The organism is Bradyrhizobium guangzhouense (genome assembly GCF_004114955.1).
GTDB lineage: Bacteria > Pseudomonadota > Alphaproteobacteria > Rhizobiales > Xanthobacteraceae > Bradyrhizobium > Bradyrhizobium guangzhouense.
In genome coordinates this window covers 1402715-1427995 of record NZ_CP030053.1, presented here as the reverse complement: position 1 = coordinate 1427995, position 25281 = coordinate 1402715, and the positions used below count along the sequence as shown (strand labels likewise).

The following is a 25281-nucleotide window of genomic DNA, read 5'->3' as shown; positions in this document are numbered from 1 at the left end:
TCGAGACAGATAGTAGTAGCGTGCGGGGAGCACCATGGCTGCCAGTATTTTGATCGCTGACGACGACGCCGTAGCCCGCCGTCTGGTCGAGAACATGGTGCAGAAATGCGGCTATGAGACGCTCGTCGTCGAGTCCGGCGACGCTGCGATCGCGACCCTCACCGCCCCCGACGCACCCGCGATCGACGCAGTGATCCTCGATCTCGTGATGCCCGGCCTCGACGGCATGGGCGTATTGGCGAAAATCCGCGAGGCGGGCCTCAGCGTCCCCGTCATCGTGCAAACCGCCCATGGCGGCATCGACAACGTGATCTCGGCGATGCGCGCCGGCGCGGCCGACTTCGTGGTCAAGCCGGTCGGAATGGAGCGGCTCCAGGTCTCGCTTCGCAACGCGCTGAATGCCTCGGCACTCAAGGGCGAACTGCAGCGCATCCGTCACAGCCGCGAGGGCCGGCTGACCTTCTCCGACATCATCACGCGCGCCGAAGCGATGGCACCTGTGATGCGCGCGGCCCAGAAGGCGGCAAACTCGTCGATTCCCGTGCTGATCGAAGGCGAGTCCGGCGTCGGCAAGGAAATGTTCGCGCGCGCCATCCATGGCAGCGGCGAGCGCAAGGCCAAGCCTTTCGTTGCGGTCAATTGCGGTGCGATCCCCGACAATCTCGTCGAGTCCATCCTGTTCGGCCACGAGAAGGGCGCCTTTACCGGCGCGACCGAGCGCCATACCGGCAAATTTCTCGAGGCCCATGGCGGCACGCTGTTTCTGGACGAGGTCAGCGAGCTGCCGCTGACTGCACAGGTCAAGCTCCTGCGCGCACTGCAGGAAGGCGCAGTCGAGGCCGTCGGCGGCCGCAAACCGGTCAAGGTCGACGTTCGCATCATCTCTGCGACCAATCGCAAATTGCTGGAGCGGGTCAAGCAGGGCCATTTCCGGGAAGATCTGTTCTATCGCCTGCACGTGCTGCCGCTGACGATCCCCTCGCTCAGGGCCCGCCGCGAGGACATCCCGCATCTGCTCAGGCATTTCCTGGCGCGCTTTGCCGCCGAGGAGAACCGCACGATCTCCGGCGTCACTGGCGAGGCCGTCGCGCATCTCGCCCAGCTCGACTGGCCCGGCAACATCCGCCAGCTCGAAAACGCGGTTTACCGCGCGGTGGTGATGAGCGAGGGCGACCAGCTCGGCCTCGACGATTTCCCGCTGCTGGCCTCGCATCCCCATTCCGCGACCGAGATTCCGACCGCGCCGCTGATGATCGAGCCGATCGCAGCGCCCTCGGTGGTATCGGGTAGCGAAATACCCATCGCGCCGCTGGCTCAGGCAGGGTCGCTCTCGATGCTCACCCCGACCGGGGACATCCGCCCGCTGGAGGACATGGAGAACGAGATCATCCGCTTCGCGATCTCGCATTACCGCGGACAGATGTCCGAGGTGGCGCGTCGACTCAAGATCGGCAGGTCCACACTGTACCGCAAACTCGACGAAGCCGGGGTTCCCGGACATGGCGGGAAAAGCGGCGAGGAGACGCACTGAACCTCGTGCGAATGGTGGTTCGCGCGCATTTGTGAGCTGCCCGCAACCCGTTGAATTACGGCAAAATTCGGCTCCGGCCGGAACCGTGACTTGGAAGTGACATACGGTGGGAAAAGCGCGTGTTGAAGCCGCACAATCCGTTGCAAACGGGCTGTGTTGAAGTCAGTTTGTCGTGAGTTTCCCGGGGTAGCGCTAGCTGCGAAAACGGGGCCTGTATATCGTCTGCGTATGAATCGTTGCGTGCAGGCGTGCAACTTTCGAGAGGCCGGCGCGATTTAGCCGAAGCTCAATTAGGCGATAACGAAAGCTGTTCCACGAGGGACAGTTCACCCGAGGGGTGCGATACAATGCGTGACTGTTTGAACCACCGTGCAGGCTTTGACCGCGTTCTGGCGGCGGTCGCAGCGACCTTCCTCACGGTGTCGGCCGGCTCGGCGCTGGCACAGGATCAGGCGCGCAGCAGCGCTGCAGAACTTGCAATCGAAGCCGCAATCCCGCGTCCCGAGCCCGCAAACGTTCCGCCCCCGACCGCATCCGACATCAAGCTCGACACCACTGCCACGGTCCAGGACGCCCCGAAGGATGCTTCCAAGGAGCCCGTGAAGGCCGAAGCCGCCCCGGCCGCAGAGAAGGTCGAGACCAAGCCTGCCGACGTCGCCGTGACCCCTGCAGCCGACACGCCGAAGAGCGAGACGGCCGCGACCGAACCCGCCAAGACAGTCCCAGCGACGACAGACCCGGCGAAGACGGATCCTGCGAAGACCGAGCCTTCGAAAGCCGACACTGCAACCGCAACGCCGACCACGCCCGCCGCACCGGCGGCCGCTGCAGCGACCTCGGCCGAGCCGCCAAAGGACGCCGCCAAGGAGCCGGCCGCCGAGCCTGTGAAGGCCGCGAGCAACGTTCCCGCCGCCGACCAGCCGGTCGCCGACAAGATCAAGGACATCCTCGGCTCCAAAACCTCGCGCCATTTCGACCGCAAGAACGAGCGTGCCGCCGCCGAGAAGTTTTACGGCGCCCGTGACTTCGCGCCGGTCTGGACACAGGCCGGCAGCCTGACCGCTGCAGCCAAGGGCGTAATCGCGCGGCTGAAGGATGCGGCCTCCGACGGTCTCAACCCCGCCGACTATCCGGTGCCCGACTTCGCCGCCGCCACCACGCCCGATGCGCTGGCCGATGCCGAGCTGAAGCTCACCGCCAGCATGTTCGACTATGCGCGCCAGGCGCAGAGCGGCCGCATGCACTGGTCGCAGGTGAGCGCCGACATTCTCTATCCCGAGCATCCGGTCGATCCGAACGAGGTGCTCACCAAGGTCACGACCGCGGCCGACGCCTCCGCCGCGCTCGACAGCTACAACCCGCCGCAGAAGCTCTACAAGGAGCTGAAGGCGCAGCTCGCCAAGCTCCGCGGCCAGGGCGACGGCCCGGTGATCGAGATCACCGACGGTCCCGCGCTGAAATACACGCCGGCCAAGGGCAAGAAGCAGGCGGAAATCGTCGTGCAGGATCCGCGCGTGCCGCAGCTGCGCGCCAAGCTCGGCATCACCGAGAACGCCAGCGACGATCACTACGACGCAACGGTCGCGGCAGCCGTGCGCAAATTCCAGGACGGCGTCGAGATGAAGGCGACCGGCGTCCTCGACGCGCCGACCGTGAAGGCGCTGAACAGCCCGAAGCGCGACAAGCAGATCGACACCGTGCTGGTGAACATGGAGCGCTGGCGCTGGCTGCCGCGCGACCTCGGCGCGCCCTCGCTCGGCGATGCCTATGTCATCCTCAACATTCCCGACTACACGCTGAAGGTGATGCAGCACGGACAGCAGGTCTGGACCACCCGCGTCGTCACCGGCAAGCCTGGCCAGCACGCGACCCCGCTGCTCACCGAGACGATGAAGTACATCACGGTCAACCCGACCTGGAACGTGCCGCCGTCCATCGTCTATGGCGAGTATCTGCCGGCGCTGCAGCAGGATCCGACCGTGCTTCAGCGCATGGGCCTGAAGCTCGAGCAAAATCGCGACGGCTCGGTGCACATCTCGCAGCCGCCCGGTGAAGCCAACGCGCTCGGCCGCATCCGCTTCAACTTCCCGAACAAGTTCCTGGTCTATCAGCACGACACGCCGGACAAGTACCTGTTCGCCAAGGACGAGCGCGCCTTCAGCCATGGCTGCATGCGCGTGCAATATCCGGATCAGTACGCCTCGGTCCTGCTCAACATCGCCGTGCCGAACGAGCACTACACCCCTGAGCGCGTCCGGAGCATGTACGGCTCGGGTGAGGTCGACCTGAAATTCCCGACCCCGATCCCGGTCAACATCACCTACCAGACCGCATTCGTTGACGACGGCGGCAAGCTGCAATTCCGCAAGGACGTCTATGGCCGCGACGCGACCATGATCAACATCCTGAAGAACAGCCGCGGCAAGGACCTCGAGACCGTCGTCGCCCACGCGCAGCCGAGCTATTCGCGCCCGGCAACGACGCTGCCGTCAGGCGTGGCGTTTGCCAACAATGGCGCCTCGTCCGGACTGAACTTCTTCGAGCGGTTGTTCGGTGGCGGGGCCCCGACCCCACCGCCGGCGCCGGTCGGCCGTCGGCCGCAGCGGGTATTTACCCGCTGAGATCCAGGCCCCGCGCCTCAACTCCTGAATTTCTTCAGTAAAATCAGCGACCCTGTCTCCTGGATAGGGTCGCTTAACGTTAACCATTCTCCGCCCGAGGCCGGGCGGCTGGCGTTTTTTTGCCACACTCAACCGCTTAGGATTGTAGTCTGACTTGGTTTGGGGGCGGGAAGGTCAACCTCGGATTAACCTTCTCGCTTTAAGAAAGCGTTCATCCTCTTTCGCGCGCTAACGGGGTTGGCGGGAGAGTCCATTTTGAACGCTCGTCGACTGGGTGGGCTCATACGTGCTGACTGGTTTCGCACGCAAATTCGCTGCGTTGTCGTTGTCCCATGCGGGAGTGAAGGTCGGATCTCGGATCGGCCTCGCTTCACTGGTGCTGCTTGCGGCTGCCGGCTCGGTTCATAACGCCGCTGCGCTGAACGAAACCAAGACGCTCTCCTTCCACCACACGCACTCCGGCGAAGACCTCACCGTTACCTTCAAGCGCGATGGCCGCTATGACGAAGCCGCGCTGAAGACGCTCAACCATTTCCTGCGCGACTGGCGCACCCAGGACGAGACGGTGATGGACCGTCACCTGTTCGACATCCTCTGGGAAGTCTATCGCGACGTCGACGGCAAGCAGCCGATCCAGATCATCTCCTCCTATCGCTCCCCGGCCACCAACGCCATGCTGCGCCGCCGCTCCGCCCATACCGGCGTGGCGCGCTTCAGCCAGCACATGCTGGGCCACGCGATGGATTTCTACATTCCGGGCGTGCCGCTGGAGCAGATCCGCTTTGCCGGCCTGCGCTTGCAGCGCGGCGGCGTCGGCTTCTACCCGACCTCCGGGTCGCCCTTCGTGCATCTGGACACCGGCAATGTGCGGCACTGGCCGCGCATGACGCATGACCAGCTCGTCCGCGTCTTCCCGGACGAACGCACGGTGCATATCCCGACCGACGGCGTGCCGCTGAAGGGCTATGAGCTCGCCAAGGCCGACATCGAGCGCCGCGGCGAAGACGATGGCGGTGCCGGCAAGCCGAGCTTCTTCGCCGCCCTGTTCAAGGGCAAGCAGGCCCCGGCAGCCAGTGCCGATGAGGATGACGAGGGCGCTCCCGCCCCGGCCGCCAAGCCCGTCACGCCCACCGTGGTCGCCTCGGCAGCCAAACCCGCCGATCCCGTGCCGACGCCGCGCGCGAAACCGTCGGTCGCTTCCGCCATCCAGCTCGCCTCGGCCGATGCCCAGCTCGTTGCGCCGCCCAAGTCGAAAGCCGAGCCGAAAGCCGAGCCCGTGGCTGACAAGCCGGCAGCCGGCAAGTTCGAGTCCCCGGCCGACATCATCAATGCCCGCGGCTTCTGGGATACTCCGGCGACGCCGCAGCAGGCGACGCCGGCGCAGATCGCAGCGCTCAGGGCACGCCAGGCACTGGCCGCCGCGACAGATCCGCAGGCCACCGCCAGTGTCTCCAACGCCGCCTATCAGGCGCTGGCCTTTGCGCCCGCGTCCGCATCGCCAGTCGACCGCGCCCGTGTCGTCGCCGCCTCAGCGCCGATTCCGCGCGGCGCGCGTCCGGTGTCTACGGCCCGCAACGGCGCGCCGGCCACCGAGATCAACACCGTCGTCGGCAAGAGCAGCGACGGCATGATCGCAACCGCAACGCGGCTCTCCGCCGCCAAGGGCGACAGCATCTGGCTCAAGATCGTGATGCTGTCGCCGAGCGCCAGCCGCGCGATGTCTGTCACGTTGATGGGCGAGCTCGATATGGCCGCGATGCGCGCCTATTTCGTCAAGCCGCAAGCCGTGGTCGCAATGGGCTTCACCGACGACCCGATGCACGGCCTGTCGTGCGACAGTTTCTCGGGCAGCGCGACCACGAAGATCGAGACGACGTCGTTCGTCATGCGCACGGCCGCGCTGCGCTGAAGCAGATCGCCTAGCGAGCCCTCTTTCCCCGCCGATCCAGATGATAGGTCAGCGCCAGCGACAGGCAGACTGACAGCGCCTGCTTCGGCAGCTTGCCGGCCGCCGGCAGCAAAAGCGCCCGGGTCTGCCGGTATTCGAACTGATCGGGAAAGCGCTCGCGAAACGTGTCGACCAATGTCGTCTTGCAGTTGAACAGAATGGCGGCGTGGTCGGAGTCCTTGAGCCGGCCAAGCCGGATCGTCGAGCCGCTGCCGGTCTCATCGGTGAGGTAAGCAGGCTCGCCCCATTTCAGCGTCTCGGTGAGACAGCCGACATTGTCATCCGCCGCCGCGATCGCAAAAATCAGGTCGCGGACCTGGAGCAACCGTTTGCCGATCGGCACCGGAAGAGCGCCGAAAGCACTGATCACCTCACGCGGCAGCGGCGGCGCAGTCACTGACGTCTCCCTCGATGCTTCCACACCACCGGTGTCGCCCTGGCGTTCGCCAGGACGACAGAGGCCTCAGATCATTCCCAGCGCCTGCATATAGGTCTCGAGAATGGTCTCGGCCTCGGCGCGCTCGTTGGGGTCCTGCTTGCGCAGGCGTACGATGGTGCGCAGCGCCTTGACGTCGTAGCCGTTGCCCTTGCTCTCGGCATAGACGTCGCGGATGTCGTCGGAGATCGCCTTCTTCTCTTCCTCCAGCCGCTCGATGCGCTCGATGATGGATTTGAGCTGGTCCTTGGCAAATTTCGTCGCGGGCTCGTCGTCGCGGACGGCGGCGGAGGTGGCCATCTTGGTACTCCCAATGGAACTGGCAAAACGAGGTGACGCCGGCATCCACCGCGCGTGCTGGGTAGACCCTTAGGGTTGGCGCCTGCTCCGTTCAAGCAAGCATCGCGCTCGTCCACAGCGCGCCCACAGAAGAAGACGCTGTCATTCCGGGGCACCCGAAGGGTGAACCCGGAATCTCGAGATTCCGGGTTCGATGCTTTGCATCGCCCCGGAATGACAGGGAAAACGACTTAGTGATTGTGGGGATGGACCTTCTTCATCGCCTCGAGCTGTTCGGGGCTCGCCGTGCCCTGGTACTTCGCCTTCCAGGCCTCGTAGGGCATGCCGTAGACGGCTTCCCGGCTCTCATCCTTGCTCAAGCTCACGCCTTGGGCGTCCGCGGCGTCCTTGAGCCAGTTCGACAGGCAGTTACGGCAGAAGCCGGCCAGATTCATCAGATCGATGTTCTGGACGTCGGTTCGCGTCTTCAAATGATCGATCAGCCGCCGGAAGGCGGCCGCCTCGAGCTCCGTTCTGGTTTTGTCGTCGATGGCCATGGCAGGAATCCTCGGCTGCGCCCTTGATGGTAGTCACCCTTACGGGATCAGGTGGGGTCGTGTCACAGATTTTGCCATATCGCGGCGCAAACGGCCGCTGGGCCGATCAATGGGCAGTTCCCCGGCCCTACGCCAAATCGTCAATCATCTGGTATACGTTCCGCGACAATGATCGCCGAATCTCCCCGCTCCCCCCTTCGCCTGCTCGCCCGGTTGGTCCCGGTGCTCGCGGTTGGCCTGTTTTGCTTCTGGGCCAGCCCAGCCTCGGCCGATTTCCGGCTCTGCAACAACACCTCAAGCCGGGTCGGCATCGCGCTCGGCTACAAGGACGCCGACGGCTGGACCACCGAAGGCTGGTGGAACATCTCGTCCCGCTCCTGCGAGACCCTGCTACGGGGAACGCTGATCGCCCGCTATTATTACATCTACGCGATCGACTACGACCGCGGCGGCGAATGGTCGGGGCAGGCCTTCATGTGCTCGCGCGACAAGGAGTTCACCATCCGCGGCACCGAAGACTGCCTGGCGCGCGGCTATGACCGGACCGGCTATTTCGAGGTCGACACCGGCGAGCAGCGGGCCTGGACGGTGCAGCTCACCGACGCCAATGAGCAGCCTTCCGCGCAACCGCGTGTCCCCGGCATGCCCGGCCCTGTTGGGCCTGGTGGCGGCGTTCCGGGTTTGCCCAATAGTCCGCCCGGTGGTACGCCCCCCGCCGCACCTGGCCTCCCGCCAGCTTCCTCGCCACCACCGTCTGGAAATAAGCCATGAGGCGTCTTCGCCGTATCAAGATTCTCGCGACCCTTGGACCTGCCTCCTCGGACCTCGCGATGATCCGCCGCCTGTTCGAGGCCGGCGCCGACGTGTTCCGCATCAACATGAGCCACACCCCGCACGACAAGATGCGGGAGCTGGTGGCGACGATCCGCAATGTCGAAAGCAGCTACGGCCGCCCGATCGGCATCCTGGTCGATCTCCAGGGCCCCAAGCTCCGGCTCGGCGCGTTCGCCGAAGGCGCGGTGCAGCTCCAGAACGGCCAGACCTTCACGCTCGATTCCGACAAGACGCCTGGTGACGCCACCCGCGTCAACCTTCCCCATCCGGAGATTCTGGCAGCCCTGCGGCCCGGCCACGCGCTGCTGCTCGACGACGGCAAGGTGCGGCTGATCGCGGAGGAAACCACCAAGGAGCACGCGGTGACGCGGGTCGTGGTCGGCGGCAAGATGAGTGACCGCAAGGGCGTCAGCCTTCCGGACACCGACCTGCCGGTCTCGGCGATGACGCCGAAGGACCGCGCCGACCTCGAGGCTGCGCTGGTCACCGGCGTCGACTGGATCGCGCTGTCCTTCGTGCAGCGCGCCGACGACGTGATCGAAGCCAAGAAAATGATCCGCGGCCGCGCCGCCGTGATGGCCAAGATCGAGAAGCCGCAGGCGATCGACCGCCTCGCCGACATCATCGAGGCCTCCGACGCGCTGATGGTGGCGCGCGGCGACCTCGGCGTCGAGCTGCCGCTGGAGCGCGTGCCGAGCCTGCAGAAGCAGATGACGCGCATGGCGCGCCGCGCCGGCAAGCCGGTGGTGGTCGCGACCCAGATGCTGGAATCGATGATCCAGTCGCCGGTGCCGACCCGCGCCGAAGTCTCCGACGTCGCCACCGCCGTCTATGAGGGCGCCGACGCCATCATGCTGTCGGCGGAATCGGCGGCCGGCAAATTCCCGGTCGAGGCTGTTTCGACCATGAACCGCATCGGCGAGGAGGTCGAGCGCGACCCGATCTATCGAGACGTGATCATGGCCCAGCGGCCCGCGCCGGAATCCACCGCCGGCGACGCCATCGCGGACGCCGCCCGGCAGATCGCCGAGACGCTCGACCTGCCTGCCCTGATCTGCTGGACCAGTTCCGGCTCGACCGCCGTGCGCGTGGCGCGCGAGCGGCCGAAGCCGCCGATCGTGGCGATCACGCCGAATATCACGGCCGGACGCCGGCTCGCGGTGGTCTGGGGCGTGCATTGCGTGGTGGCGGAAGATGCGCGCGACCAGGACGACATGGTGAACCGCGCCGGCCAGATCGCTTTCCGCGACGGTTTCGTCCGCGCCGGCCAGCGCGTCATCATCGTCGCCGGCGTGCCGCTCGGCATTCCCGGCACCACCAACATGGTGCGCATTGCCTCCGTCGGCCCTGAGGGCGACGCGAACATCTGAGGCGGCCGGCCGGCCGCCGACCAAAACGCGAAAACAACCCCATGCACAGTAGCCGGTTGGCCGCGTTTAACGCCTGGTCTTGTGGATCACCATCCTGCCCCGCGAAGCAATGCCGCCCCATTCGGAGGACCAGCTGAGTTCCGGGCTGGAGGATTTTTCGCCGCCCTTGTGATCCCAGGCGCCCTGGAGTGCAAAGAGGGCGCCTTGAGGGTCGACACATCGCACGATCCAGCCGCCATCGGGCAACTCGATCGGCTGGTGAAGGACGCGGCCCCCGCCGGTGTTGACCCGCCGGGCCGCGGCGCCGACGTCCTCGACATTGAAGTAATGAAGCCAAGAGGCGTGCGATACGCTCGGGAGCTTGGTGAGCATGCCGCCGATCGTCTTCCCGGCCACCGAAAACAAATCATACACGCTGGCCGGATCCACTTCGGCTGAGGACTGTCGCCAGCCGAGAAGCTTGCCATAAAATGGAAAGACCTCGCCTCGGTGTTCAGCCAGCAACTCGTGCCAGCCCACGCGTCCGGGCTGATACGACCCGCTCGTTTGCGCCGGGCCAAAGGCCAGCCGGGTGACCAACGCAAACGTCGCTCCTTGCGGATCGGCGACCACCGAAATGCGGCCGATATTGCTGTCGGTCGGCGATACCAGGATGGCGCCTCCCAGTCGGAGGACCTGCGCGACCGTCGCAACCATGTCATCGACGCCGACATAGCCGAGCCATCTCGGCGTGGCCCCCATCCGCACTCCCTCCTCGGGGAGATCCATGAGCCCGACGACCGGAGCTGCCCCCGCCGTCAGCAGCGTGTAGGCAAGTTCCGGGCTCGAGGCATCCTTCACGGCCCAGCCGACAATCTCGGCGTAAAAAGCTGCGGCCGACGGCACGTCCGTCGTCAGAAGCTCGTACCAAACGAAGCGTCCAAATTGTTCGGCCACGCTCGCCTCTCCGGTTGAGCTTCCCTGACGATTGCGCACCGCATCACGGCCGTCCATCGATATCGACAAGAAATTGCCGCGATGTCGTTCATGAAGATGAATGCGTGCGAATAGGCTCTTACTCTTTTGTGTACGTGCGAATCTTGCCCGCCCTTTTTGCCCGGCGTAGGATCACTGCACGGCGATCGGACCTGAAGCCTTCTTGAAGCCTTGGAGGATGCGGCCATGCGGCGGACGAGACAAGCTTCGAAAAAGAACCGAAAAACCAAAACCGCGATACCGGCGCTAGGCCTCGCCGGGCTGACGTTTTCACTGGCTGGAAGCGCGGCAGCGTCCGCGTTGCAGACCGACGAGATCCAACAAAGACCGAACTCCAATTCCGGTCGGTATACGGCGCTCAGCGAGGAAGAGCTCGCGGACGTCAGCCTCGCCACCTTTCATCTTGCCTACGACAAGAAAGAATTGAGCCAGGTGCTGCTGGCGCGAGGATGCGGTGGTTGTCACGGCTGCGGAGGCTGCAGAGGGTGTGGCGGCTGCAGAGGTTGCGCAGGTTGTCGAGCCTGTCGCTGCGGCGTCGGTTGCGGTGGCTGTGGCGGCTGTGGCGTTGGCTGGATCGGCTTGCCGCTGCCGTTGCCGGTGCCAGTAGCCTGCACGGGGTGCTGCGCATCATGGGGACGCTGCCGCTGGTGCTAGGCTAGAAGCATCTGAATCAACATCGACATGATGCAATTTCATTGGCCGGGCTCGCACACGACCCGGTCAATTTTCTGTCGCGGCCACCGCGTTCGCCTCGCTCTCCTGCTCGGCTTGCCGATGGCGAACGAGTGTGTTCCAACTCATATCAAGAAATCCGGTGGTGCTCGACGAAAGGTCGGGCCGGCAAGGCGTTCATCGTAAGCCAACGATCGAACATGGCGCAAACAGGATCAGCGTGCGACCCCGATGACATCAAAGCGAAAGCGCCGCACCGCAAGGCCGATCCGCAAGAGCATTTTGCGTTTCGCGCCGAACTTCACCGCCTATCTGCTTCCTCCCAATGTGGTCTGCCTCTATTCGGAGAACCGCAAATTCTTCCTGCACGGAGAGCTCTATTGCGCAGTGGCGGCCGCGATCGGAAAGAATGGCCGCGCGGCCCGGGACATCATCCGCCAGCTCTCGAAACACTTTCCCGTGGCCGAGATCGAGGAAGCGATCCGGCGTCTGCTGGAGCGCCGCTACGTTGTCAGCGGAGCATCGCAGGCGAGCCCCATTGATGGATATTGGGCAAGCCTCGGCCTGCCTGCCGAAATCGCCGAAGAGAACCTGCGCAACTGGCCGGTTCGGGTGGAATCGATCGACGTCAAGGGCGCCGGCGAGCTGAGCGCGGCGCTCGCCAAGCTCGGAGTTCAAATCACCAAGCGGTCGCCAAAACTCATCGTCACGCTCGTGAACGATTACCTCGAACCCGCGCTCGCCGAATTGAACGGGGACCGCGTGGCCGACGGAACGCCTTGGCTGCTGGTCCAGCCCTCCGGGGTTTTTCCGTTGGTGGGCCCGGTGTTCAAGCCGGGCGAAAGCGCCTGCTGGACCTGCCTGCACGATCGCATGATCCGCAATCGCGAGATCAAGGGATTTCTCCATCGCGGGGCGGCGCAAGCGGTCGCAACATCGCCCCTGGTCAGCGACAGTGTGGGACAGACCGCGGTCCACTTCGCTGCCACTGAGATTGCGAAGGCGATTGCATCAGGATTTCGCACTGACCTCAGCGATCACATCGCAAGCGTCGACCTCACCGGGGCCGCCATCGCCAAGCATTACGTTGCGAAACGTCCGCAATGCGCGACCTGCGGCAGCAAGAAGCTGAGGAATCCGCGGCGGGCGGCCGTGCCGATCGAGATTGCCGAAGGCAAACGTCTCGTCATGACCAGCGGCGGATACCGCACCGTGACGTCGCGGGCCACCGTGGCGCGATACCGCAAACATGTCAGTCCACTGACCGGCGTGGTGTCCAGGCTCGAGCGGATCGAAGCGGACCTGCCGATGAACACCAATTTTTTCGCCTACCACAATTTCTCTGCGCCGGCGTGGAATGTCGACCAGCTCAGGTCCGGCCTGAGCGGCGGCAGCTTCGGCAAGGGCTCCACGGCCGAACAGGGCGAGGCCAGCGCGCTGATGGAGGCGATCGAACGCTATTCCGGCATTTTCCAGGGTGACGAGATCAGGACGACGCGACGCTTCGCCGATTTCGCTCCCGGTGACGCACTTCTGCCCAACGACGTCCAGTTCTTCAGCGACCTGCAATTCCAAAACAGGCATATCCCGCTGCCTGACGATTCACATCCGGTTCCCGAGCCCTTCGATCCCGCGATGAAAACCGAATGGTCGCCGGTCTGGTCACTGCGCGACAAGCGATTCAAATATCTCCCGACCGGCCTGTTGTATTTCTTCTACGGCGGCTTCCACACGGATTCGAACGGTTGCGCGGCCGGCAACACACGCGAGGAAGCCATCGTTCAAGGCTTCCTCGAACTGGTCGAACGCGATGCCTATGCGATCTGGTGGTACAACCGGGTGCAGCGTGCGGAAGTCGATCTGGCGCAATTCGAGGATTCCTACGTACGGGATCTGCAGCGCCAGTTCGCCGACGCGGGACGCCGGCTCTGGGTCCTCGACATCACCAGCGATCTCGGCATTCCCTCCTATGTTGCGATCATGCACTGGATGCAAAATGGACACGAGAACATCGAGTTCGGGTCCGGTTCGCATTTCGATCGCCGCATCGCCCTGCTGCGTTCGCTCACCGAGCTCACCCAGTTCATGTCGATCGGCTTGATGGGCGGCGGGAGCGGCGAGAAGCCATCGCTCGACGGTGTCACGCCGCTGCGGCTGGACGATTATCCGTTCTTGATTCCCAGCGACAACCCGATTGTCCCACCGGCGCCCGACATCCAGCTTCACGACAATACGCGTGACCAGGTCAATGCCTGCGTCGAGATCGCGGTCCGCGCCGGATACGATTTCCTCGTGCTCGACCAGACGCGGCCCGACGTCGAGGTCCCCGTCGTCAGGGTGCTCGTCCCTGGCTTGCGGCATTTCTATCGTCGCTTCGGGCCCGGCCGGCTTTACGATGTGCCCGTGAAGCTAGGACTGCTGGATCGCCCGCGCCTGGAAAGCGAACTGACCCCGTTCCTGCCGCACACTTGAAGGCTATTTCCGTGCGCACCTCCCGGAAAAAGTTGGCCAGGAACGTCGCATCCGTCATCACCGCCCGGCTGAACGGCCGTTTCTCCCTGCACATGCAGGCCGACGGAAGCGTTGCCGCCGTGTCCGGCGATCATTCGCTCAACCTCGGACAATACAGCCGCGCGGCGATCGAGCGCGCGGGCCCGCTCGCCACCGGCTTGCCGCTTGCCTCCCTTGCCGGCCGAAGTATCGTCGCGAGGCAGGTGCATGTCCTGGTGCGACGGCTGGCATGGCACGGGCTGCTCGACTATCGGCTGTTCTCGCCCCGTGACGCGCAAGACATGGTCGTCATCGAGCCACAGGTCGCGGAATATTGGCCGGAGCCTGCAAAACTGTCGAACGGCGATATCCTCGTCTTGTCGCGCTTCGCCTATCTGCGCCGGCGCGGCAACGAGATGGTGCTGGAATCGCCCCGCGCCGGCGCGCTGTTCCGGATTGGTGATCCCGCCATCGCCGCCACGCTCGCGAGCCTGTCACGGCCTCAGAAGATCAGCAACCTTCGCAGGCGGGCGGCAGCGCTGGACATCGAGTTGCTCGGATTGCTGCTCGACGGCGGGATGTTGATCAAGCTCGATCCGAAACACGGAGACGGACTTCGAGTAAACGAAGGCGACGGCAATCTCGTTCTGTGGGATTTCCACGATCTCGTTTTTCACACGCGCAGCACGGAGGGCCGGCATTCCGAACCGGTTGGCGGCGCGTACGCCTATGCTGCCGCCGTTCCCTCGCTGCCCGCATTGCGCCCGTCCTGGACCGGCAAGTCGGTCTCCCTCGACAAATTCGTCTCGGCCGCGCCAGCATCGCCGTTCACCAGGCTGCTGCACGCCCGCCATTCGACGCGGGATTTCGACGACCGGAATCCCGTCACGCTTCCCGAGCTCGCGCAGTTTCTCGGCACGACCGCCCGCGTGTTGTCGGAATGGAAGAGCGGCGACGATGTCGGCGGAGGCGGCGAGGTCACCTACACCTCGCGGCCGTATCCTGCGGCCGGCAGCGCGTATGAGCTGGAGCTGTATCTGGCGGTCTCCAACTGCGAGGGTCTGGCCCGCGGATTTTACCACTACGATGCGGGCCGCCACGCGCTTGTCTCGCTCGATGCCTCTCCCGAGCAGATCCGGGCGCTTCTCGCGACGGCCGAGTTTGCCATGGACGCATCGGGGCCACCGCAGATCCTGATCACGATCGCCGCGCGTTTCGGGCGGATCGCCTGGAAATACAGCTCGATTGCATATTCGCTGGTCCTGAAGGATGTCGGCTGCATGATCCAGACGTTCTACCTGACGGCGGCCGACATGAGCCTTGGCGGCTGCGCGATCGGCACCAGCAACATTGACCTGTTCGCAAGAATGACGGGGCTCGAACTCCACGTCGAGGGACCGGTCGGTCAGTTCGCGCTGGGACGTAGCGCGCAACGGCCGATCCCGGGCTAGAGCATGTCCGATCGATCAACTCAGCCCGCAGCCCCGACCAGCGCCTTGGTCGTCGGCAGCAACGTCTGCTGCACCACCAGACCTCGCGCGCGGGCGTCCATGACGCCGACGGCGCGCAGCGCCAGCAGCGTCACGGTCTGGACGGCGTCGCGCATCTTGACGGGATCTTCGAGATTGTCGGGCGCGAGCGGGCCGACCAGGGCCTCATGCAGCGCGCCCAGCAGCGCGGTGGCGGCGAGCGCCGTGTCCTGCGCCGGCAGATGGCCCGCGCGCACCGCAGCGTCGATCCGCGCGGCGATCTCACCCGCGATCTCGCGGCGGCTGGCCAGCCTGGAGGCGCTGACATCGACATCGACGGGCTCGGCCAGGATGCCCCAGGCGAGCCGCCGCTGCGACAGGGTATGGACCGCCACCGTGGTCACGGCCGCCGCCAACGCCGAGGACGGTCCCGGCGCGGCATCGGCCGCGCGCCTGATGGCCGCGAGCTCGTCACGGGAGACTTCGGAGATCAGCTCGGAAATCAGCTCGGCCTTGGAGGGGAAGTAGCGGTAGACCGTGCCGGCCGCCACATTGGCCCTGACCGCAACCGGCGCAATCTGCACCGCCGCCATGCCGCCTTCGGCTGCGGCTTCCCTTGCCGCCGCCAGGATGGCGCTGCGCCGAGCCGCAAGGCGCTTAACCACTTGATGCGTCCGCCGATAAACCATGGCGCGCTTCCTGTCCCACCACGCCTGCCGCACGCCCGCGGCCGAACGCTTCGTCACTGAATTCGCTGCAAATCGCCCCGCAAGGACTGAACAACTATTCAGGGAGGATGACAAGAAGCAAATACGCATGTGCCGCTCCTGGAGGTCACTTGCGTCGCTGCACTGCAAACCATTCAAATTGCAGGGAATCCATTGGTAAACGGCTGACCACACTTCTTACCGCGGTCTTAAAGCGGAGCGGCCACGGTGGCTGCGATCCAACTCGGTGCAGCATGGTCGACACGGACGCCAAAACCGCCTGGCGGCTTTACCAATTGAACTGGCTTCCCATCGCGATCATGGGCAGCCTGCTGGCGCTCGGCCTTGATGTCACCGGCCTCAGGCTCGAGCCGGTCGCCTACGGCATTACGCTGGCAATCGCCGCGTTCTTCGTCGTCATCGCCTACCGCCACCGCATCGCCAAAGGCGATTGCGCCGATCCGAAACTGATCTTCTCGCTTGGCACGATCGGCCAGGTGATCATCACCTGCGCCATCGTCGGGCCTCTGAGCTACGTCGCCGGCAGGATGGGCTGGCCGCTGCAGGACCAGGCGCTGCTCGCGGTCGATCGCGCGCTCGGCCTCGATCCCGAGCCGATCGCGCGCTTCGTCAACGATCACCCCTGGCTCGCGGACGTCCTGTCGCGCAGCTACGGCCTGATCAAATGGCCCCTGCTCTTCACCCCCGTCGTGCTGACGCTGACGGCGCGTTACGTGCGGCTGCAATTGTTCATGCTGGCGATGAGCCTTGCGCTTGCCGTCACCATCGCGGTCTCGGCACTCGTGCCGGCGATCGGCACCTATTACGGACTGCAATTGCCGGCCGCCCAGGTCCCCGACATCAACACCGCCGTCTACGCCGGACAGTTGCGCGATATCCTGGCCCTGCGCGACGGCAGCCTGCACGAGCTGCAACTGTTCAAGCTCTCCGGCATCGTCTCGTTCCCGAGCTTCCACGCCGCGTCCGCGGTGCTCTACATGTGGGCCCTGTGGCCGGTGCGGCGCATCGGCGGCATCGCGGCGGCGCTCAACCTCATGATGATCGCCGCAACGCCCGTCATCGGCGCGCATTACATCGTCGATGTCGCTGGCGGTATTGCGCTGGCGGCAGGCTCGATCTTTGCCGCGAAGGCCTATCTGGAATGGATGAGCCGCACGGCGCGGGTTTCGGCAGCGGCGGCTGCACCGGCGGTGGTGTGGCAGCCGAGTCTCGCGGAATAAGCGCGCGAGCGGTGCATCACACCGCTCGCAACCGCGACTCTCATATTCTTCGTCGCAGCTCAGTTAACAAATCCAGCGTTCATCCGTCATCCTGAGGTGCGAGGCGCGCGGTGCGAAGCAACGTGCGCCGAGCCTCGAAGGATGAACGGCCGAGATGCAGCCGGGCCGTCGCCCTTCGAGGCTCGCCGAAGAGGCGAGCACCTCCAGCGACAATGGCTTCGCCATTGCGCGGGGAAGACGGGACGATGAGCGAGTTTGCTGACGATGCCGCACCCCACAACGAAAAGAGCCCCGTCCGAGGACGGGGCTCTCTGAACTCTGAATTCGTCGCTAGCTTACTTGAGGCTGGACGAGATCGAGCCGAACTTGGTGTTCAGCGTCGAGCCGAGGTTGTTGACCACGGTGATGATCGCCAGCGCGATGCCGGCGGCGATCAGGCCGTATTCGATGGCGGTGGCGCCGGATTCGTCCTTCACGAAACGCGAAACGAGGTTCTTCATAGACTGCTCCAAAAGGTACACGAGGCTTCAATGGTCTGGTCTCTTCGGCTTCCCAGCGCCGCCCGACCATGGAACTCAACGTAAGCGCAAAGACTTGCGCCGCAGTTAATTCGACTGCGTAAACAGGGAACGGTTTGCATGTATTGGCCGATGGTAAACCGAATTTGAAAACAATCGGTTAAATTGCGCGGGCGCGTGGCAAGGCCGTCGCCGATTTACGGGAAGTTATGACCGCCGTGGTCCAATGCCGCCCGCTCGGCCAATACACCCAAGAACAAGACGAGGCGGCATGTCGCTCTCCTTCACCAACAGCATCACCGTGCAGAGCCGCGCGCGAGCGCTGGTGCCGCTGTGCGCAGGGGCGGGCGCCTATCTCTTCTTCCTTTATGTCGGCGACACGCTGCTTCAGGATTCCGACTCGTTCTGGCAGATCAAGATCGGACAATGGATCCTCGATCACCACGCCCTGCCATACACCGACTTCTATTCCTTCACGCGATCAGGACAGCCCTGGATCTCGACGTCCTGGCTGTCGCAGATTCTGTACGCCATCACCTATGCGCAATGGGACTGGGCCGGACCGGTGGTCGTGACCGCGCTTGCGATTGCCGCCTCGGTCGCGATCTTCGTCTACCTGCTCGACGCCCATCTCGAAATTCCGCGCTCGGTGCTGTTCGCGATGCTGGCGGTGCTGCTCTCGCTCCATCATATCCTGGCGCGGCCGCACATCCTGGCGCTGCCGGTGATGATCGCGTGGGTCGGCGTGCTGATGAATGCGGCCGACCGCAAGGTGACACCGTCCTGGGTCTGGCTGCCGCTGATGTCGCTGTGGGCGAATTTGCACGGCGGCTTCGTGCTGGGCCTCGCGCTGATCGGCCCGATGGCGTTAGAGGCGATCTGGACGCTCGATCAGCCCAAGCAGATCCGCCTGCTCTTCCGCTGGTTTCTGTTCGGCCTCGCCGCGATGCTGGCTGCCTGCGTCACGCCCTATGGCTGGCGCACGTTGCTGGGCGCGACCAACATCCTCAATCTCGGCGAATTGCTGTCGGTGATCTCGGAATGGATGCCGGCGAATTTCGCCTCGTTCTCCGCGTTCGAAGGCGCGATCCTCGGCCTCATTGCCCTCGGGCTGTTTCGCGGCCTCACGCTGTCGCCGCCGCGCATCCTGCTGATCCTGCTGTTCACCTGGATGGGGCTCACCCATGTCCGGAGCATCGAGGCCTTTGCCTTCCTGGTGCCGCTGGTGCTGGCCAAGCCGCTCGGTGAGAAGTCGCCGCTGCCGCAGCTCGCGCAAGATACTGAGCAGGGCACCGGGAGCCCGGCGGCGCGTTACGTTACGGTGATGGGCGCGCTGATGATCGCGGCCGCGGCCTGGACCTCGACCTCGATCTACATGTCGCATCATCGCTTCACCTTCACGATGGACCAGACGCCTGTCGCCGCCGTCGACCTGCTGCAGCAGCGCAAGGCGCAGCGCATCTTCAACGCCTATCAATTCGGCGGCTACCTGATCTCGCGCGACATTCCTGTTTTCGTCGACGGCCGCGCCGAGCTCTATGGCGAGAAGTTCGTGATGGACTTCTTCAAGGCGATCGAGGTCAAGAAGCTCGATAATTTGACGCGGCTGCTCGAAGAGCACAAGATCGACGCCACGCTACTGGTCGCCGACAGCCCCGCCGCCCAGGTGCTCGATCACATCAAGGGCTGGAAGCGGCTCTACGCCGACAACATCGCCGTGATCCATGTGCGGGATGACGCGGCAGGCGCGGCCACGCCAGCCAAGCCATGAGCATCGCCGCGAGCCTTCCGGTTGCGCGCGCCCAGCGCAATCTGGCGCCGCTCTGCGTGGCGGCCGCGAGTTTCCTGCTGCTGCTGGTGAGCGGCGACAGCCTGCTGCACGATCCCGATACGCTCTGGCAGATCAAGGTCGGCCAGTGGATCCTCGACCATCACGCCGTGCCGTGGACCGATTTCTATTCGCTGACCCGTCAGGGCGAGGTCTGGCTTTCGACGTCCTGGCTGTCGCAGGTGCTGTTCGCGACGACTTATTCGCATTGGGGATGGGCGGGGCCCGTCATCCTGACCGCCGCGGCCATCGCGCTGGCGATGGGATTGCTGCTGGCCTTCCTGCAGCGACATCTCGATCTTCCCTACGCGCTCGTGTTCTGCCTGCTGGCGATGACGCTGGCGGCGCCGCACCTGCTGGCCCGTCCGCATGTGCTGGCACTGCCGGTCATGGTCGCCTGGAGCGGGGCCCTTATGACGGCAGCCGACCGCGGCCGCGCGCCCTCCTTCCTGCTGCTGCCGCTGATGGTGCTGTGGGCCAATCTTCACGGCGGCTTCGTGCTCGGGCTCGCACTCGTCGGCGCGATCGGCTTGGAGGCGCTCTGGTGTGCCGCGCCGGCGCGACGGCCGGCGCTCATGCTGCGCTGGGCCGCATTCGGGGTTGGCGCGCTGGCGGCGAGTTGCTGCACGCCCTATGGCGTGGATACGCTGCTCGGTGCCGCCCGCATCCTCAGCCTCGGCAAATCCTTTTCCGTCATCGCCGAATGGCGTCCGGCCGATTTCAGCGCCTTCAACCCGTTTGCGGGCGCCCTGCTCGGCCTGCTCGGGCTCGCGCTGACGCGTAGCCTGACGCTGTCGCCGCCGCGCGTGCTGCTGATCCTCGGCACCACCTGGATGGCGCTCGCGCATGTCCGCAGCATCGAGACCTTTGGCGTGATCGTTCCTCTGGTGCTGGCGCAGCCGCTGAGCGGCTGGTTCAGGTCAGTCCCCGACGCATCGCGCGGCTTGCGGATGGCCCCCGGCGCCCCTGGGGCGCTGGCCGCGGTGGCCATCATGCTTGCGGCCGCCAGCGCGAGCGCAGCCTTTGCGGCCCGCCATTCGTTCGCATTCTCCGCGACGCAGACGCCGGTTGCGGCCGTCGATGTGCTGGCTGAGCGCAAGGCCGCCCGCATCTTCAATTCCTACGGTTTCGGCGGCTACCTCATCGTTCGCGACATCAGGCCTTTCGTCGACGGACGATCGGAACTCTACGGCGAGAAATTCCTGATGGACTATTTCGCCGCCGAGGACGGCCGCGACGTGGCGGGCCTGTTGCGCATGCTCGACGAGAACAAGATCGATGCGACGCTGCTCACGGCGGATTCACCTGCGGCCCAGATGCTGGATCATGTCGCGGGCTGGAAGCGGATCTACACGGACAAGATCGCCGTGGTGCATGTGCGGGACAATCAGGCCGCAGCGTCGAAGTGAGGACGGGCCCGCAAGCAGCCTTGTCTCTTCGGGACTAACGCAGTTCAATGCAGCCGGATCGGGGCGAGGCAAATGGCCCCGAAGTCAACCGTGTCATGAAAAATCCCGACGCCATCGCCGTCATCGTCTCAGCCCTCCGCCACGTCCATGGTGACGACATCGCCCGCATGATGCTGGTCGAAGGCATGAGCCTCGCCGATCTGATCGATGCGATGTTTTCGGCACCGCTGACGCATCGCGAGGCCGTTCGGGCGATGACCGACGGGCTCGACGACTTCGTCATCACGCCGGACCTCGGGCTGATATGGCACCTGAAATATGTCTACGGAGACCACTCCCTGCACGTCGTGGACCTGGAGATCGCAACGCCTGACGGTACGCTGGCGAGCAAGGACGTGTGGCTCCGGCTGGCGTCGTGAGCAAGGCATCACTGCCTTTGTTGCGAGCGCAACTGCATCCACATCGTCATTGCGATGGTGTGCCACCCCACGAGAGCGGAGCTATTTCGCGACCTTCGCGCGATCCTTCACGGGGATCACGAGCTTGAGGCCGGACCAGACGTCGCTGACCGCGCAGATCTTGATATCGACGAGGCCGTTCGCAAGCGCGGTCTCGCGCACCAGGGCTTCGGTGACGTCAGTTGCAACGCCCGACGCTTTCTTCGGCCACGATGCCCAGATCATTCCGTCGGGCGCGATCGCCTTGCGGTAGAGGCGCAGTTTGGCGGCGAGGCCTTTGGCCTCGGCCGCGAACAGATGCACCATGTCGAGCGGCGCCTTGGCGGTCTTCGCGATCGCCACGCCGTCAGGGAGCTCGCCAACGATGTCGCGATAGGGCGCGCCAAGGCCGTCCACGAAAATACAAAAGCCCGGCTTGATGCCGAGCTTTTGCACTAAGGGTTTGCCGGAATATCCGGCCATACGCGTTTGCGGTTACGCCTGCGGCTGCGGCTCCAGGCCGGGATCCGGATCGGGACGCGGGCGCGACTTGCCGGCCGGGGGCACGGCGGAGGCGCGCGGCGTCGCCGGCTCGAGCACGGACTCGCGGTTCGGCTTCTTGCCCTTGAGCAGGTCGACGATCTCGTCACCGCTGAGCGTTTCGAACTCGAGCAGGCCCTTGGCGAGGGCTTCGAGATCGGCGTGCTTCTCGGTGAGGATGCGGGTCGCTTCCTTGTAGCCTTCCTCGACCAGGCGGCGGATCTCGGAGTCGATCTTCTGCACGGTCGCTTCCGATGCGTTCTGCGTGCGCGAGACCGACATGCCGAGGAAGACCTCGTCCTGGTTCTCGCCATAGGAGACCGTGCCGAGCTCTTCCGACAGACCCCAGCGCGTCACCATCATGCGGGCGAGGCGCGTGGCCTGCTCGATGTCGGAGGCGGCGCCAGAGGTGACCTTCTCGCGGCCGAAGATCAGCTCTTCGGCGACGCGGCCACCCATCATGATGGCAAGCCGCGAGGTCATCTGCTCCAGCGACATCGACAGCTTGTCGCGCTCGGGGAGCTGCATGACCATGCCCAGCGCACGGCCGCGCGGAATGATGGTCGCCTTGTGGATCGGATCGGTCGCGGGCACGTTGAGGCCGACGATGGCGTGGCCGCCTTCGTGATAGGCCGTCAAGAGCTTCTCTTCCTCGGTCATGACGAGCGACTTGCGCTCGGCGCCCATCATCACCTTGTCCTTGGCTTCCTCGAACTCCGCCTGGGTCACCATCCGCTTGTTGCGGCGGGCGGCGGTAAGGGCTGCTTCGTTGACGAGGTTCATCAAATCGGCGCCCGAGAAGCCGGGCGTGCCGCGCGCGATGGTCTTGAGGTTGATATCCGGGGCCAGCGGCACCTTGCGGACATGAACCTTCAGGATCTGCTCGCGGCCGACGACGTCGGGGTTCGGCACCACGACCTGACGGTCGAAGCGGCCCGGACGCAGCAGCGCCGGATCGAGCACATCAGGGCGGTTGGTGGCGGCGATCAGGATCACACCCTCGTTCGCCTCGAAGCCGTCCATCTCGACCAGCAGTTGGTTCAGCGTCTGCTCGCGCTCGTCATTGCCGCCGCCGAGGCCCGCGCCACGGTGACGACCGACCGCGTCGATTTCGTCGATGAAGATGATGCAGGGCGCGTTCTTCTTGGCCTGCTCGAACATGTCGCGCACACGAGAGGCGCCGACGCCGACGAACATTTCGACGAAGTCCGAACCGGAAATGGTGAAGAACGGCACGTTGGCTTCACCCGCGACCGCACGCGCGATCAGGGTCTTGCCGGTGCCGGGAGGCCCGACCAGCAGCACGCCGCGCGGAATGCGGCCGCCGAGGCGCTGGAATTTGCCGGGGTCGCGCAGGAACTCGACGATCTCCTGCAGGTCCTGCTTGGCCTCGTCGACGCCGGCGACGTCCTCGAAGGTGACGCGGCCATGGGCCTCGGTCAGCATCTTCGCCCGCGACTTGCCGAAGCCCATCGCCTTGCCGGCGCCGCCCTGCATCTGCCGCGACAGGAAGATCCACACGCCGATCAGCGCGATGAAGGGCAGCCAGGAGACCAGCAGCGAGACGAACCACGGCACGTTGTCGCCGGGCGGCTTCGCGGTGATCTGCACCTTGCTGTCATAGAGGCGCTTCACCAGCGTCGGGTCGTTCGGCGCATAGGTCTGGAAGCTCGAGCCATTGGTGAAGGTGCCGTGAATGTCCGGGCCCTGGATCACGACGTCGCGGACATGGCCCTGATCGACGTCGCTCAAGAGCTGCGAGAAGGCGATGTCCTGCGAGGACGTGCGTTGACCCGGATTCTGGAAGAGCGTGAACAACGCCAACAGCAGCAAAACAATGATGACCCAGAGGGCGAAATTGCGCAGATTGGCGTTCATCGATCTTCCTTCGTGGTCGCGCGGATCGCGGCCTCATCCTTGGGGCAGTACGAGGAAATCCCCAAGGAATCCTCATCGTTAGACGTATACAATTTAGGTGCCGCCCCGCTCGCTGCCAAGGGAACGAGATAGGACTATTTAGCCCATCTTAGAGCGATTCCCGCTGAAATAATGGCATCGAAGCCGGGGTTTTTCCTGCCTGGTTAAGGTGTCCTGACGGCAAATCTGGCAAATGGCCGGTGTCATGATCCGCCCTCATCCGCCCTTTTCATCCCTTTGAAGTCTCCTTGGGGGCCGCCGGACCGGCGCAGGCGCGATGTGGATACGCCCCCCGGCAAGGCTGATCAAGGCTCCCGCAAGGGTCTGCTTGAGAAGGGTCTGCTTCAGGATGGCACGGCCATTCGCAGGTGCGGTCATCGCCTGATCGAGTGTGGCGAGCAGGGTTTCGACCTTGCCGAGTTCCGCCGGCCCTTCGTGCCCTGTTGCGTCGATGGCCCGCAGCAAGAGCCGCAGCCGGACTTCCTCCGGCAGGGTGGCGAAGGCCGAGGCCTCGAAGCTGCGAACGCCCGGCTGCGGCTGATGGCCGCGATCCCGCAGGCGGAGGAAGCGCTCGGCACCGTCGGTCAGCACCTCGACCGCCGCGTTGGCGCGGGCGAGCCTGCCCGCCAGCCGCACCAGGGTCCTGATGTCACCGCCCTCGGCGGCAAGCTGCGGCAGCAGCGCGCGAAGCCGCGGCCGCGTGAAGGCCGGATCGCGGTTGGTGGGATCTTCAGCAAAGCCGATCCCGGCCCGCTTCAGGGTCGCGATCAGTTGCGATTTCGGAACATCGAGCAACGGGCGCGCCAGCACGAGGCCGTCGCGCGTGGAGAGGCGCGCCATCGCCGACAATCCGGCGATGCCGCTGCCGCGGAAGAGCCGCATCAGCAGCGTCTCGGCCTGGTCGTCGCGGGTATGCGCAGTCAGCACGTGGCTTGCGCCTGCGGCGCGCGCGGCCTGCGCCAGCAGCCGATAGCGGGCCTCGCGCGCGGCGGCGGGCAATCCTGCGTTGGGCTTCGCGCCGCGCCAGCGCAGGGTCCGGTGCGCAAGGCCAAGTCCAGTGGCGAGCCGCTTGACCTCGCGCGCTTCGCGCGCCGCCTCCTTGCGCAGCCCGTGATCGACGGTGACGACGGTGATATCGGGGCCGCGCGCGAGACTATGCCGCCAGCGCGCCGCCAGCCACATCAGCGCCACCGAGTCAGGTCCGCCGGAGACCGCGAGCACAAGCGCCCGCGCGCCTCTGAGCTCGGCGAAGAGCTGCTTCGCCGCGCGCACGGAGATCGGAGAATTGTCGTCGTCTGACATGACGCGGCCCGGCAATCGCAGCGGATGGCACGCATTTTAGCGCAGCATCATCTGCATTGTCAGTGTCCCCCGTCATGCGATCGGCCACCAGAACCGCCGCGGTGTTTCACCTCTCCCATAGGGAGAGGTCGGATTGCATCGAAAGATGCAATCCGGGTGAGGGGATCTGGTCTCACTGGGTGCCGCGCCCCCTCACCCGA

20 protein-coding genes are annotated in these 25281 nt (G+C 65.0%); 11 read left to right on the top strand and 9 right to left on the bottom strand.

The features are described 5' to 3' along the window. The first annotated feature begins 34 nt into the window (after positions 1-34). From XH91_RS06945 to XH91_RS06935, 3 genes are all read left to right on the top strand, one after another. Positions 35-1531: a sigma-54-dependent transcriptional regulator gene (locus XH91_RS06945; RefSeq protein WP_128949887.1), complete on the top strand. Its 1497-nt coding sequence runs from the start codon at positions 35-37 to the stop codon at positions 1529-1531. Between the two features lie 347 nt (positions 1532-1878). Continuing rightward, positions 1879-4152: a L,D-transpeptidase family protein gene (locus XH91_RS06940; protein WP_128949886.1), complete on the top strand. Its 2274-nt coding sequence runs from the start codon at positions 1879-1881 to the stop codon at positions 4150-4152. Between the two features lie 286 nt (positions 4153-4438). Continuing rightward, a complete protein-coding gene (locus XH91_RS06935; protein WP_245477284.1) occupies positions 4439-6061 on the top strand; it encodes a peptidoglycan L,D-endopeptidase MepK in 1623 nt (540 codons plus the stop codon). A 10-nt stretch (positions 6062-6071) separates the two neighbouring features. Here the strand turns inward: XH91_RS06935 and XH91_RS06930 are convergent, their stop codons facing one another. The 3 genes from XH91_RS06930 to XH91_RS06920 form a co-directional block, all read right to left on the bottom strand. Next, complete coding sequence (locus XH91_RS06930; RefSeq protein ID WP_128949884.1) at positions 6072-6497, bottom strand: DUF1801 domain-containing protein; 426 nt, start codon at positions 6495-6497, stop codon at positions 6072-6074. A 66-nt stretch (positions 6498-6563) separates the two neighbouring features. Then, positions 6564-6836 (bottom strand): DUF2312 domain-containing protein, encoded by a 273-nt coding sequence (locus XH91_RS06925; RefSeq protein WP_008546273.1) that lies wholly within the window; start codon positions 6834-6836, stop codon positions 6564-6566. A gap of 230 nt (positions 6837-7066) precedes the next feature. Then, entirely contained in the window at positions 7067-7372 is a 306-nt protein-coding gene (locus XH91_RS06920) for a DUF1244 domain-containing protein (protein ID WP_128949883.1), read from the bottom strand. 168 nt (positions 7373-7540) lie between these two features. Between XH91_RS06920 and XH91_RS06915 the strand changes: the two genes are divergently transcribed. Together XH91_RS06915 and pyk are read left to right on the top strand one after the other, a co-directional pair. Continuing rightward, positions 7541-8143 carry a DUF1036 domain-containing protein gene (locus tag XH91_RS06915; RefSeq protein ID WP_128949882.1) on the top strand — a complete coding sequence of 201 codons (603 nt, stop codon included), beginning with the start codon at positions 7541-7543 and terminating at the stop codon, positions 8141-8143. Next, positions 8140-9576 (top strand): pyruvate kinase, encoded by a 1437-nt coding sequence (gene pyk / locus XH91_RS06910; protein ID WP_128949881.1) that lies wholly within the window; start codon positions 8140-8142, stop codon positions 9574-9576. Before XH91_RS06915 ends, pyk begins: the two co-directional genes overlap by 4 nt. A 66-nt stretch (positions 9577-9642) precedes the next feature. Here the strand turns inward: pyk and XH91_RS06905 are convergent, their stop codons facing one another. After that, on the bottom strand, positions 9643-10512 hold the full coding sequence (locus XH91_RS06905; protein WP_245477283.1) for a VOC family protein: 870 nt from the start codon (positions 10510-10512) through the stop codon (positions 9643-9645). A 942-nt stretch (positions 10513-11454) separates the two neighbouring features. On the opposite strand from XH91_RS06905, the gene XH91_RS06895 reads away from it, so the two are divergent. Both XH91_RS06895 and XH91_RS06890 read left to right on the top strand, forming a co-directional pair. Continuing rightward, complete coding sequence (locus XH91_RS06895) at positions 11455-13695, top strand: TOMM precursor leader peptide-binding protein (RefSeq protein WP_128949878.1); 2241 nt, start codon at positions 11455-11457, stop codon at positions 13693-13695. Positions 13696-13787: 92 nt separating this feature from the next. Further along, positions 13788-15164, top strand: coding sequence for a SagB/ThcOx family dehydrogenase (locus XH91_RS06890; RefSeq protein ID WP_128954753.1), 1377 nt, complete (start codon positions 13788-13790; stop codon positions 15162-15164). A gap of 20 nt (positions 15165-15184) precedes the next feature. On the opposite strand, the gene XH91_RS06885 is transcribed toward XH91_RS06890, so the two are convergent. Further along, entirely contained in the window at positions 15185-15871 is a 687-nt protein-coding gene (locus tag XH91_RS06885) for a TetR/AcrR family transcriptional regulator (protein WP_128954752.1), read from the bottom strand. 272 nt (positions 15872-16143) lie between these two features. Here XH91_RS06885 and XH91_RS06880 point away from each other — a divergent pair, with 272 nt between their 5' ends. Next, on the top strand, positions 16144-17130 hold the full coding sequence (locus XH91_RS06880; protein ID WP_128949877.1) for a phosphatase PAP2 family protein: 987 nt from the start codon (positions 16144-16146) through the stop codon (positions 17128-17130). Between the two features lie 335 nt (positions 17131-17465). Here XH91_RS06880 and XH91_RS06875 read toward each other — a convergent pair whose 3' ends face one another. Further along, on the bottom strand, positions 17466-17630 hold the full coding sequence (locus tag XH91_RS06875; protein ID WP_128949876.1) for a Flp family type IVb pilin: 165 nt from the start codon (positions 17628-17630) through the stop codon (positions 17466-17468). Positions 17631-17919: 289 nt separating this feature from the next. Between XH91_RS06875 and XH91_RS06870 the strand changes: the two genes are divergently transcribed. The 3 genes from XH91_RS06870 (at position 17920) to XH91_RS06860 (ending at position 21304) form a co-directional block, all read left to right on the top strand. Then, the gene (locus tag XH91_RS06870) at positions 17920-19419 is read left to right on the top strand and encodes a hypothetical protein (protein ID WP_128949875.1); all 1500 of its coding nucleotides are present in this window, start codon (positions 17920-17922) and stop codon (positions 19417-19419) included. Next, positions 19416-20885, top strand: coding sequence for a hypothetical protein (locus XH91_RS06865; RefSeq protein WP_128949874.1), 1470 nt, complete (start codon positions 19416-19418; stop codon positions 20883-20885). The genes XH91_RS06870 and XH91_RS06865 overlap by 4 nt, the downstream gene beginning before the upstream one ends. A gap of 95 nt (positions 20886-20980) precedes the next feature. Further along, positions 20981-21304, top strand: coding sequence for a hypothetical protein (locus XH91_RS06860; RefSeq protein ID WP_128949873.1), 324 nt, complete (start codon positions 20981-20983; stop codon positions 21302-21304). A gap of 81 nt (positions 21305-21385) precedes the next feature. Here the strand turns inward: XH91_RS06860 and XH91_RS06855 are convergent, their stop codons facing one another. From XH91_RS06855 to tilS, 3 genes are all read right to left on the bottom strand, one after another. Further along, the gene (locus tag XH91_RS06855; RefSeq protein ID WP_128949872.1) at positions 21386-21805 is read right to left on the bottom strand and encodes a DUF3052 family protein; all 420 of its coding nucleotides are present in this window, start codon (positions 21803-21805) and stop codon (positions 21386-21388) included. A gap of 12 nt (positions 21806-21817) precedes the next feature. Beyond that, a complete protein-coding gene (gene ftsH, locus XH91_RS06850; RefSeq protein WP_128949871.1) occupies positions 21818-23740 on the bottom strand; it encodes an ATP-dependent zinc metalloprotease FtsH in 1923 nt (640 codons plus the stop codon). A gap of 255 nt (positions 23741-23995) precedes the next feature. After that, positions 23996-25081, bottom strand: a complete 1086-nt coding sequence (gene tilS, locus XH91_RS06845) for a tRNA lysidine(34) synthetase TilS (protein WP_128949870.1) — start codon at positions 25079-25081, stop codon at positions 23996-23998. Positions 25082-25281: the final 200 nt, after the last annotated feature.

Coding starts and splice junctions, on each gene's coding strand:
- XH91_RS06895 (WP_128949878.1), top strand. CDS start 11,455: ATGACATCAAAGCGAAAGCGCCGCACCGCAAGGCCGATCCGCAAGAGC.
- XH91_RS06875 (WP_128949876.1), bottom strand. CDS start 17,630: ATGAAGAACCTCGTTTCGCGTTTCGTGAAGGACGAATCCGGCGCCACC.
- pyk (WP_128949881.1), top strand. CDS start 8,140: ATGAGGCGTCTTCGCCGTATCAAGATTCTCGCGACCCTTGGACCTGCC.
- ftsH (WP_128949871.1), bottom strand. CDS start 23,740: ATGAACGCCAATCTGCGCAATTTCGCCCTCTGGGTCATCATTGTTTTG.
- XH91_RS06885 (WP_128954752.1), bottom strand. CDS start 15,871: ATGGTTTATCGGCGGACGCATCAAGTGGTTAAGCGCCTTGCGGCTCGG.
- XH91_RS06880 (WP_128949877.1), top strand. CDS start 16,144: ATGGTCGACACGGACGCCAAAACCGCCTGGCGGCTTTACCAATTGAAC.
- XH91_RS06865 (WP_128949874.1), top strand. CDS start 19,416: ATGAGCATCGCCGCGAGCCTTCCGGTTGCGCGCGCCCAGCGCAATCTG.
- XH91_RS06920 (WP_128949883.1), bottom strand. CDS start 7,372: ATGGCCATCGACGACAAAACCAGAACGGAGCTCGAGGCGGCCGCCTTC.
- XH91_RS06925 (WP_008546273.1), bottom strand. CDS start 6,836: ATGGCCACCTCCGCCGCCGTCCGCGACGACGAGCCCGCGACGAAATTT.
- XH91_RS06855 (WP_128949872.1), bottom strand. CDS start 21,805: ATGGCCGGATATTCCGGCAAACCCTTAGTGCAAAAGCTCGGCATCAAG.
- XH91_RS06860 (WP_128949873.1), top strand. CDS start 20,981: ATGAAAAATCCCGACGCCATCGCCGTCATCGTCTCAGCCCTCCGCCAC.
- XH91_RS06890 (WP_128954753.1), top strand. CDS start 13,788: ATGCAGGCCGACGGAAGCGTTGCCGCCGTGTCCGGCGATCATTCGCTC.
- XH91_RS06870 (WP_128949875.1), top strand. CDS start 17,920: ATGTCGCTCTCCTTCACCAACAGCATCACCGTGCAGAGCCGCGCGCGA.
- tilS (WP_128949870.1), bottom strand. CDS start 25,081: ATGTCAGACGACGACAATTCTCCGATCTCCGTGCGCGCGGCGAAGCAG.
- XH91_RS06915 (WP_128949882.1), top strand. CDS start 7,541: ATGATCGCCGAATCTCCCCGCTCCCCCCTTCGCCTGCTCGCCCGGTTG.
- XH91_RS06940 (WP_128949886.1), top strand. CDS start 1,879: ATGCGTGACTGTTTGAACCACCGTGCAGGCTTTGACCGCGTTCTGGCG.
- XH91_RS06945 (WP_128949887.1), top strand. CDS start 35: ATGGCTGCCAGTATTTTGATCGCTGACGACGACGCCGTAGCCCGCCGT.